Here is a 9,740-nt window from a genome sequence, read left to right on the forward strand (position 1 = left end):
TCGGGTCAGCGCGTCGGTTCGGGCACGCGGATCGAGCCCGTGTCGGGTCCCACCATCGACCCCGCCTCGGCGGCGGCCCGCTGGGCCATCACCGCCGCGTCGTCGTCGGCCGCCTCCTGCAGCGCCGACTTCGCGCGCAGCGGCGGCGTGCGGAAGAACAGCGACAGCACGAACGCCAGCAGCACCACGCCGAGGGCGACCCAGTACACGGTCACGGCCGAGGAGTTGAACGCCACCAGGATCGGCTTCGAGAGGCGCGGGTCGGCGTCGTGCAGATACGAGGTGTCGTTGAGCGTCGAGCTGTCGGAGGCCGCCGTGTCCTGCGAGCCGTCGAACTGCTCCTGCAGCGTCGGCACGAGCTCGGCGACGAAGGCGGCCCGCTCATCCGGGTCCGAGAAGTCGAGCGAGACGGTGCCGTCGTCGGCGACGCGCGCGACCGGCACCGACTCCTGCAGCTTCGGGGTTGCCGCGGCGATCGCCTGCGCGACCGCAGCCTGGGTCGCCGCCTCCTGCTGCGACGCGGGGAGCTGCCCGGCCGCCACCGCATCCGCGACCGCCTGCGTGGCGGCGGCGGTCGCCTGGTCGACGGCCTCCTGCAGCTTCTCGGTGGTCGCAGCCGTCACCTCGGACACGATCGGGGTGTAGATCTGCTCCATGATCGCCGCGTTCTCGTCGGCTCCCGCGACCTCCGGGTCGAGTGCCGCGTCGAGCGCCTGGGTGAGGGTGTCCTCGTCGGCGAAGGCGTGGATGATGTTCGTCGGCATGAGCGTGAACAGCAGCGACAGCAGCACCGCCGTGCCGAGCGTTCCACCGATCTGACGGAAGAACGTCGACGCGCTCGTCGCGACGCCCATGTCGCGCAGGCCCACCGAGTTCTGGCTCGCGATCGTGAGCGTCTGCATGAGCTGGCCGAGGCCGAGGCCGATCAGCAGCATGCCGCCCGCCATGAACCAGTACGAGCCGTCGTAGGTGATGTGGGTGAGCCAGAAGAAGCCGCCCGCGAGGCTCGCGGTGCCGAGGATCGGGAAGATGCGGTAGCGGCCCGTGCGCGCGATGATCTGGCCGCTGCCGATCGAGGCGATCATCATGCCGAGGATCATCGGCAGCAGCTGCAGGCCCGACTCGGTCGGGGTCGCGCCGAGCACGAGCTGCAGGTAGAGGGGCAGCGTCAGCATCGCGCCGAACATGCCGAAGCCGACGAGCACGCCGATGACGGTCGCCATCGAGAAGGTCGACGAGCGGAACAGCTTCAGCGGGATGAGCGCGTCGTCCTTCATGAGCGACTCGGCGATCACGAAGGCGATGACGCCGACGCCGCCGACGATGTAGCAGGTGATGGCGATCGCCGAATCCCAGCCCCACTCGCGCCCCTGCTCGGCCACCAGCAGGAGCGGCACGAGCGCGAGGATCACAGTGGTCGCGCCCCACCAGTCGATGCGCACCGAGCGGTGCTGACCGCGCGGGATGTGCAGGAAGCGCAGCACGATGCCGAAGGCGAGCAGGCCGATCGGCACGTTGATCAGGAACACCCAGCGCCATCCGGCGATCCAGAGGATCTCGTCGGCGCCCGCGAACAGGCCGCCGATGAGCGGCCCGAGGATCGACGAGATGCCGAACACGGCGAGGAAGTAGCCCTGGTACTTGGCGCGCTCGCGCGGCGCGAGGATGTCGCCCATGATCGCGAGCGGCATCGACATGAGACCGCCGGCGCCGAGGCCCTGGATGGCGCGGAAGGCCGCGAGCTCGAGCATCGAGGTCGAGAAGCTCGCGAGGATCGAGCCGACCACGAACACGACGATCGCGATGATGAACAGCGGACGCCGCCCGAAGATGTCGGACAGCTTGCCGTAGATGGGCGTCGCGATGGTCGAGACGATGAGGTAGGCGGTGGTGACCCAGGCCTGCTGGCTGAGGCCGTGCAGGTCGTCGCCGATGGTGCGGATCGCGGTGCCGACGATCGTCTGGTCGAGGGCCGACAGGAACATGCCCGCCATGAGCCCGAAGATCACGAACAGGATCTGGCGGTGCGTCATCACCGGCTTCGCGCCCGCGGCCTCTGCGGTGGTCGTCGTCATGTGGCTCCTCCCCGACCGGGTGAGCCTACTCCGGCGCGGTGACCTCAGGGCCTCGGCGTCAGCTCGATCGCGTCCCGCAGGCTGCGGCTCATGGCGAGATCGACGACGAACGGGATCCCCATGAGCCCGAGCACGGCGTCGCGCACGACGAGCCCCGCCCGGGTCTTCGGGGCGAAGGCCGAGCCGAGGCCGATCGCGGCGTCCTGCTTCTCGCGCACGAAGCCCGCGAGACGACCCTCCCAGCTCGCGAGCGCCTGCTCGATCGGCTCGGCGCGGAGCGCCGCCGCGAGCTCGTGGGCCGAGATCATCGCGAGCGCCGACCCCTGGCCCGCGAGCAGAGACGGGCAGGCGCCCGCGTCGCCGAGGAGGGCGATCCTGCCGCGGCTCCAGTGCGGCATCCGGATCTGGCTGACGCGGTCGACGTAGCGGGTGCGCGCCCGCGGCAGCGCGTCGAGCATCGCGGGCACCTCCCAGCCGGCGTCGCCCAGGCGCCCGCGCAGCAGCTCGTCCTGTGCGCCGGGGTCGCTCGGGAGCTCGCCGTCGTGACGCAGCATGAAGAACAGCATCGAGGTGCCGTCGCGCAGGGTGAAGCGCAGCGCCTGGCCGCCGACGACGGTGCGGGTCGCGGCGACGAGCTGCTCGCGCGGGGCGTAGTCGTCGACGTCGAAGGCCGCGAGCACCATGCCGAGATAGCGCTCGTGCTCGCGGTCGTCGCCGAAGGCGAGCGTGCGCACCCGCGAGTGCAGCCCGTCGGCGCCGACCACGAGGTCGAACTCCTCCTCGCCGCCGCGCGCGAAGGTCGCGGCGACCCGCGTGCCGTCGTCGTGCAGCGCGGCGACGGTGTCGCCGAACACGGTGCGCAGCTCGCCGTCGAGGGCCTCGTAGACGGCGCGGGCGAGATCCGAGCGCGTGATGCTCACGTAGCGCCCGCCCATCCGGTCCATGACCCGACGGGGATCGAAGCGCCCGATGCGGCGGCCCGAGCGGCTCACCTCGCGCACCTCCCGCACACGGTAGCCGCGCTCCATGAGGGTCGGCACGATCCCCATCCGCTCGGCCACGGTGAAACCGGCGCCCCAGAAGTCGAGCAGATAGCCGCCCTCGCGGAGCCCGGGCGCGTGCTCGACGATGGTCACCTCGTGGCCGTCGCGATGAAGCCAGTAGGCGAGGGTCGGACCGGCGATCCCGGCACCGACGACGAGCACGCGCATGTCGATCGTCCTCTCGACTCGCCTCCCACGGTACGCCCGGCCGTCGCGACCGGGGGCGGCCTAGACTCGGAGACGTCACGAGGGAGGGACGATGGCGGGCTTCCTGTCCTTCCTCTTCGGTCTGCGGGTGCAGCAGCCCGGCGAGTTCCGTCGGCTCAGCCGCATCCGCCGCGGCATCTACCGCACCGTCGCGCAGCTCGACGCGCAGGTGGTGCGCTCGGACGAGCCGATCCCGTTCGCCGAGCTCGACCGGGGCGCGTTCGCGCCGATCCGTCACGGCGACGCGTTCGGCGGGGTGCACGCGTGCGCGTGGCTGCGCCTGACGGGCGTGGTGCCCGCGGATGCCGACGGCGCGATCGTGATGCTCGGCGTGCGCGGCGAGGGTCTCGTCCACGACGCCGAGGGCGGACTCGTCGACGCGACCTCGACGGTGTTCCAGCAGGGGGACCTGCCGCACGCGGGCGGGCGCTACCGGCCGGTGGGCGATCCCCTGGCGGCCGGGACCCCAGTCGAGCTCTACGCCGACGTCGCCTACAACGGATTCATCCTCTACGAGGTCGGCCGGGGGGTGTTCCACGGCGCCCACCTCGCGGTCCGCGACGACACCGTCTTCGGGCTCTACTACGACTACCTGACCCTCGTGGTGCTCGCCGGCGCCACCGAGGACCCGCCGCTCGCGATGGGTCTGCACGCCGCGCTCGACGCCGCCTGGCGGCGGTTCCGCGCGGGCGACGCGGCGGGGGCGCGCGCCGAGCTGGCCGAACCGCTCGCGCGGCACGCCGCATCCGACTTCCTGTTCTCGGCGGTCGGGCACGGCCACCTCGACATGGCATGGCTGTGGCCGCTACGTGAGACGCGGCGCAAGGCGGCGCGCACCTACACCCGGGCCGTGAACACGATCGAGCGGCGACCGGGCTACGTCTACGGCACGAGCCAGCCCCAGCAGCTCGCCTGGGTGAAGGAGGCGCAGCCCGCGCTGTTCGCGCGCATCCGGGATGCCGCGGCGGCGGGGCGCCTCGAGCTGCAGGGGTCGTTCTGGGTGGAGCCCGACACCAACCTGCCGACCGGCGAGGCGCTCGTGCGCCAGGCCGTCGTCGGGCGACGGTTCCTGCAGCAGGAGTTCGGGCTCACCGACGAGCAGCTGCGGCTGTGCTGGCTGCCCGACACCTTCGGCTACTCGGGCAACCTGCCGCAGATCCTGCGCGGGGCCGGAATGGACCGGTTCCTGACGATCAAGCTGGCCTGGAACGCCACCAACGTCTTCCCGCACCGCACCTTCACCTGGCGCGGCATCGACGGCTCGAGCGTGCTCGTGCACATGCCGCCGGAGGGCGACTACAACTCGCGCGCCGCGGCCGACAACCTGCTGACCGCGTTGAAGCAGTACCCCGAGCGGGCGCTCGGCACGGCGCTGCTCGTCTACGGCTCGGGCGACGGCGGCGGGGGCCCGGGCGAGATCCACCTCGAGCTGCTCGAGCGCGAGATCGGATCCGACGGGCAGGGCATCCGGGGCCTCCCCCGTGTCGAGTTCTCGACGGCTCGCGCGTTCTTCGAACGTCTCGAGGCGCACGAGGCGATCGACGAGCTGCACAGCCACACGGGCGAGCTGTACCTCGAGACCCACCAGGGCACCTACACGACGCAGGCCGCGATCAAGCGGCACAACCGCACGGTCGAGCGGATGCTGCACGAGGTCGAGGCGCTCTCGGTGATCGCCGAGCGCGACACCCGGCCCGAGCTGGAGCCGATCTGGCGGCAGGTGCTGCTGCACCAGTTCCACGACATCCTGCCGGGGTCGTCGATCGAACGGGTGAACCGCGAGGCGCGCGAGACCTACGTGCGGCTGGAGGGCGAGCTCGGTTCGCTCACCGACGGGATGCTCGGCGAGCTGTCGAACTCGGACGTGCCGACGGCCGTCAACCTCACGAGCTTCCCCCGCGACGAGCACGTGCGGGTCGACGGCGTGTGGCACCGGGCGGCGGTTCCGGCATATGCCGCCACGCGCATGGAGTCGTCGCCGGGGCCGTTCGGGCTGACCGCGCTTCCCGACTCGATCGCGAACGGGCTGGTCGAGCTGCGCTTCGACGCCCACGGCGTCATCACCTCCCTCACGGATGCCGCGGGGGCCCAGCACGCGGGGGGCGGCCTGAACCGCCTCGTCGTGCACCGCGACCCGTACCGCTGGCCGTTCGACGCGTGGGACATCGACCCGCGCTACACCGAACGCCGTCCGCGGCAGCTGCGGCTCGCCCACGCCGCGACCCGGCTCGACGGGCCGACCGTCGTGCGCGAGCAACGGCTGACCGGACCGGGGGTCGAGGTCGAGCAGCGCATCGTGCTGGAGGCCGGGTCGGAGCTCGTGCGCTTCGAGACCCGCGTCGACTGGCGGGCGAGTCACCGGATGCTGCGGGCCGAGTTCCGGCCGTCGCGCTGGGCCGACGAGGTGGCGTGCGAGATCCAGTTCGGCCACATCCGTCGGCCGACGACCGAGCGCGACTCGGTCGAGAAGGCGCAGTTCGAGGTGGTGGCCCACAAGTGGGTCGCCGTCGAGGACGAGCGCGGCGGCTTCGCGCTACTCAACGACGCGAAGTACGGGCACCGCGCCAAGGACGGCCTGCTGAGCCTCAACCTGCTGCGGGCGCCGACCTTCCCCGACAGGACGGCCGACCGGGGGGTGCACGAGTTCGGCTACGCCGTGCTGCCCTTCGCGCCCGGATGCCTCGACGACGTCGTGCGCGAGGGCTACCGGCTGAACAACCCGCTGGGCATCGCACGCGGCGTCGAGTTCGACAGCATCGTCACGAGCTCGGACCCGGGCGTCGTGATCGAGACCGTGAAGCGGGCCGAGTCGGGCGAGGGGATCGTCGTGCGGCTCTACGAGAGCCTCGGACGCGCGACCACCACGACTCTCGGCACGCGCATCCCGCACACCCGGGCGACGCTCGTCGACCTGATCGAGCGGCCGCAGGGAGAGGCCGACCTCGGGGCCCTCGAGCTCGGCCCCTTCGAGATCGTGACGCTCCTGCTCGAGAGCGCGTCGGTTGAGTAGCCCGCGAAGCGGGCGTGTCGAGACCACCGCCCCCCGCACCCCCTCCCCCCGCGCCCAGTCGATCGCCATCGTCACGGCGGGCTTCGGCCAGAACGTGGTGCTCACGACGGTGACGACGTTCGTGCTCGCCTACCTGATCCAGTACGCGGGCATCTCCTCCGCCGGCATCGCGGTGGTCACGGCGATCATCACGGTCGCGAAGATCGTCGACGCGGTGACCGACCCGCTCATGGGCGTCGTCATCGACCTGACGCGCACCCGGTGGGGGAAGCTCCGGCCCTACATCCTGTTCTCGGCCGCGCCGGTGGCGGCGCTCACGGCGCTCATGTTCGCGGTGCCCGACGTCGACGAGACGGCGCAGCTCGTCTACTTCGGGATCGTCTACCTGTTGTGGGGGTTCGCCTACACGGTGTGCGACGTTCCGTTCTGGGGGCTCATCGGCTCGGCGTTCCCCGACCCCGCACGGCGCACCCGCGTGATCGGCAACGTGCGGGCGTTCGGCGCGATCTCGCTCGGCCTCGCCACCCTCGGGATGCCGTGGCTCGCCCGGGCGCTGTCGGGCGGCGATGCGACCACGGGGTCCGGGTGGACGCTCGCGGTGCTGTCGACCTCCGTGATCGGGATGGGGCTGTTCCTGCTCGCCTTCCTCGTGCCGCGGGAGCGGCCGTCGGCGCTGGCGCACGAGCGCCCGACGCTGCGGCAGATCGCCGGGACGCTCGTGCGCAACACCCCGCTGCTGCTCGTGCTGCTGGGCTCGGTGCTCGGGTTCGGTCGCTACATCGTGCAGGCGGGGGGCGCGGTGTTCGTGGTGGTGGCCTACGGCGACGAGGGGCTGTTCACCCTGATCGGCGCCGCGATCATCGTGGGGCTCGTCGCGTCGAGCTTCACCGCCCCGCTGCTGCTGCGCCGCGTGAGCGGGCGTGCGCTCATCGTCGGCTCGTCGCTGATCGGGGCCGCCCTCTACGTCGCGATGTACCTCGTCGGGTTCGCGAGCATCGTGCCGATCGTGGTGTTCATCTTCCTCACCGGGCTCACCCTCGGGGTGTTCCTCGTGGTGCAGGCGACGATGATCGCCGACGCGGTCGACGACGCGGAGCGGCGCACGGGCATCCGCAACGAGGGCATCTCGTTCGCGACGCTCACCTTCGTGTCGAAGATCATGACGGCGCTCGCCGTGCTCGTCTTCGGGATCTTCGTCGCCGCATCCGGATACCAGGCGGATGCCGCGGTGACGCCCGCGATGCAGCAGACCGTGTTCGCGTCGATCACGCTCGTGCCCGCCGTCAGCTGCCTCGTGTCGGCGATCCCGTTCGCGCTGGTGCGGTCGGTGGTCACGCGCTGAGCCCGCCGAGGTGCTCGTCGATGGCCAACACGGTCGCCCGGGGAGCGTCGCGCTGGACGCTGTGCCCCGCACCGGCGATCACCGTGTAGCGGGCGCCGAGCCTTTCGGCCATCTCCCGCTGCTGGTCCACCGGCCAGACATCGTCATGTTCACCGTGCAGCACGTGGAGGGGAAGCCCCCGCTCGGATAGTGCGGGGACGAGGTCGGCGACGGTGGCCAGGATCGCCGCCGCGCCGACGAGGTGGTCGTTCGAGCTGGCGGCGAATCGCGCACGCCGGAATGCGTCGCTCTCGGGCATCGATTCGGGCGGGAGGTGCGCGAGCTCGGGATTGATCGCGTTCCAGCGGCCGATGCCGCCCACGGTCGCCGCGGCGAGCATCGCGTCGATCACCCACGCACCACGCACGGGGCCAGGGCCCGTGCACATCGTCGTCAACGATCCGAGCGACTGCGGGGACTCGGCTGCAGTCGCCATGGCCACGACCCCTCCGAACGAGTGGCCGACGAGGTGAGGACGACCGGGAACCCCGGCCTCTCGCCCTCGTTCGCGGAGCTCCGTGACCACGTCGAGGGCATCGGCGACGAATCGCTCGAGCCGGTATTCCTCCACTCCGCGCGGCGCGGACGAGTCGGCCTGCCCCCGGTGGGAGTAGGCCCACGTCTCCCAGCCCATCTGCGCCAGCGCCGGGGCCATCGCGAAGAACTCCTCCTTCGATGCGGTGTAGCCGGGCATCAGCAGGATGAGACCGCGTGGGCTCCCGTGTGCCGGACTTCGGAGGGCCGTGAGCCGCCCGGCTCCCGCGTCGACCGCCACCAGGTCGACCCCGGGTGGGGGTGTCCATCCTGCGAATGCGCTGATCTCCCCCATGCTGTCGCTCCCTTGCGTTCCTGACCGCGGCTTGACGGGCATCCGCGCATATGGCATCTTGCTGTTACGTATCAATGCTACTACGTAGCAGCAGGTTCGACGAAGAGCTGAGGAGACCGTCATGTCCGGGATCACCCCCCGCAAGCGACGCCCCACCCAGATCGACGTGGCGCGGGCGGCCGGCGTCTCGCAGGCGACCGTGTCGAGCGTGCTGCGCGATCCGAGCAAACCGGTCAACCGCATCCCCGAGGCGACCCGCGAGCGGGTCATCTCGGCGGCGGAGAAGCTCGGCTACTCGCCCAACGCCGCCGCGCAGAGACTGGTCGGCGGTCGCAGCTTCCTCCTCGGATTCCACACCTTCGAGGAGATCTTCCCCGCGGATCAGACCGACTTCTACTTCGACTTCCTGCTCGGTGTCGAGCGAGAGGCCTCGCGCCGCGGCTACGACCTGATGCTGCTCAGCCCCACGGCAGCGTCGCAGAACACGCGCGGAGCATTCGGATCGAACGCGACGGCGCGACGCCTGCTCGTCGCGGACGGGGGCATCCTCGTCGGCCGCCACGTCGATAACGCGCTCCTCGCGGAGCTCGACGCGAACGGCCATCCCTTCGTGCTGATCGGGCGTCGCGAAATCGCCGGCATCGAGGTGCCGTACGTCGCGTTCGACTACGCCAGCGCCACCGCCCGCATCGTGGAGCGGCTCGCCACCGCGGGACATCGAAACATCGGCTACATCGGCGAGCCCGGGGGCGGTGAGCAGACCGAGGACCGTCTCGAAGGCTATTGGCGCGGCATCGACGAGGCCGGGATCCGCGCCAGCTCGGTCAAGCACGGCGCACCGCTCACCCCCGCCGAACTCGAACGCTGGGTCACCGAGCGGGGCATCACCGCCGTGGTCGTCGAGCCCGGTGACGACGACTCGAACATCGCCCGACTCGTCGAGGCCGCCGACGCGCTGGGCCTCGGGATCCCCTCCGACCTGTCCGTGGGGGTGCTCGGCGATCCGCCCTTCACCGCCGCGCCCCGCGAGTGGTCGCGTTTCGTGCTGTCGCGCTACGACGTCGGAGCGGCCGCCGTCGAGCTGCTCATCGACATCCTCGACGAGGAGGATCGACCTCGCCAGCGGGTCGTCGCGCCCGAGATCGTCGAGGGATCGACGATCGCCCCGCCGCGGACGGGGTCTCCGAAACGATGA

At 71.3% G+C, this 9,740-nt stretch carries 6 protein-coding genes; 3 read left to right on the plus strand and 3 right to left on the minus strand.

Features of this window, described 5'->3' with window-relative positions; translation table 11 throughout:
- Window positions 1-5: 5 nt before the first annotated feature.
- A complete protein-coding gene (locus tag NUH29_RS10125) occupies window positions 6-2,075 on the minus strand; it encodes an MDR family MFS transporter (RefSeq protein WP_258798992.1) in 2,070 nt (689 codons plus the stop codon).
- Window positions 2,076-2,119: 44 nt separating this feature from the next.
- Window positions 2,120-3,286: an FAD-binding domain gene (locus NUH29_RS10130; protein ID WP_258798993.1), complete on the minus strand. Its 1,167-nt coding sequence runs from the start codon at window positions 3,284-3,286 to the stop codon at window positions 2,120-2,122.
- Window positions 3,287-3,377: 91 nt separating this feature from the next.
- Between NUH29_RS10130 and NUH29_RS10135 the strand changes: the two genes are divergently transcribed.
- Both NUH29_RS10135 and NUH29_RS10140 read left to right on the plus strand, forming a co-directional pair.
- A complete protein-coding gene (locus tag NUH29_RS10135; protein WP_258798994.1) occupies window positions 3,378-6,335 on the plus strand; it encodes an alpha-mannosidase in 2,958 nt (985 codons plus the stop codon).
- Window positions 6,328-7,677, plus strand: a complete 1,350-nt coding sequence (locus tag NUH29_RS10140; protein ID WP_258798995.1) for an MFS transporter — start codon at window positions 6,328-6,330, stop codon at window positions 7,675-7,677. Before NUH29_RS10135 ends, NUH29_RS10140 begins: the two co-directional genes overlap by 8 nt.
- On the opposite strand, the gene NUH29_RS10145 is transcribed toward NUH29_RS10140, so the two are convergent.
- On the minus strand, window positions 7,667-8,668 hold the full coding sequence (locus tag NUH29_RS10145) for an alpha/beta fold hydrolase (protein WP_308445765.1): 1,002 nt from the start codon (window positions 8,666-8,668) through the stop codon (window positions 7,667-7,669). The genes NUH29_RS10140 and NUH29_RS10145 overlap by 11 nt on opposite strands.
- Between NUH29_RS10145 and NUH29_RS10150 the strand changes: the two genes are divergently transcribed.
- Complete coding sequence (locus NUH29_RS10150) at window positions 8,667-9,740, plus strand: LacI family DNA-binding transcriptional regulator (protein ID WP_258798996.1); 1,074 nt, start codon at window positions 8,667-8,669, stop codon at window positions 9,738-9,740. The two genes, NUH29_RS10145 and NUH29_RS10150, sit on opposite strands and share 2 nt — an antisense overlap.

Origin of the sequence: Protaetiibacter mangrovi (assembly GCF_024752305.1) — a bacterium.
Taxonomy (GTDB): domain Bacteria; phylum Actinomycetota; class Actinomycetes; order Actinomycetales; family Microbacteriaceae; genus Homoserinibacter; species Homoserinibacter mangrovi.